Origin of the sequence: Mesorhizobium sp. M2A.F.Ca.ET.037.01.1.1, assembly GCF_003998075.1 — a bacterium.
Taxonomy (GTDB): domain Bacteria; phylum Pseudomonadota; class Alphaproteobacteria; order Rhizobiales; family Rhizobiaceae; genus Mesorhizobium.
Genome location: NZ_RZSA01001828.1, coordinates 1 through 430, shown reverse-complemented (window position 1 = coordinate 430; position 430 = coordinate 1). Strand labels below are relative to the sequence as shown.

The following is a 430-nucleotide window of genomic DNA, read 5'->3' as shown; positions in this document are numbered from 1 at the left end:
CTTGCCGGTCATGCCGCTGCTCCTGTTCCGGCAGGCGCTTTCATGCGCTTTTCGATGCGGATGATGACCAGCGCCAGCATGCCGAGCAGCACCGCCGCCGCCAGGAAGAAGCCGGCCGTATCCAGCATCGACCTCAAGGTGACGCTGTAGATGATGGCGAGCTCGAAGGCGAAGCCGGTATAGGCCAGCCAGCGCAAGCCCCTGCTCTCGCGCCCCGCCAGCATGATTGCCGCCACGATACTGGCCAGCGCCACGATCGAAGCGACGGCAAACCCGCTGTTGTTTGTGCTTTCATCGGCCAGCTCGAACTGGATGATCGCCATGCCGGTGAGGAAGCCGAGCAAGGCATGCAAGGGCAGCCGGCCGCCGAGCTGCAGGATCCTGTCGATCGGATCGCCGGCAAAGACCAAAGCGGCAAAGAGCAGCACCG

General features: G+C 64.0%; 1 pseudogene. It reads right to left on the bottom strand.

What is annotated here, in order from left to right:
* Positions 1-8: 8 nt before the first annotated feature.
* Positions 9-430, bottom strand: a pseudogene (locus EOA27_RS40025) (DUF2157 domain-containing protein); the annotation flags it as partial.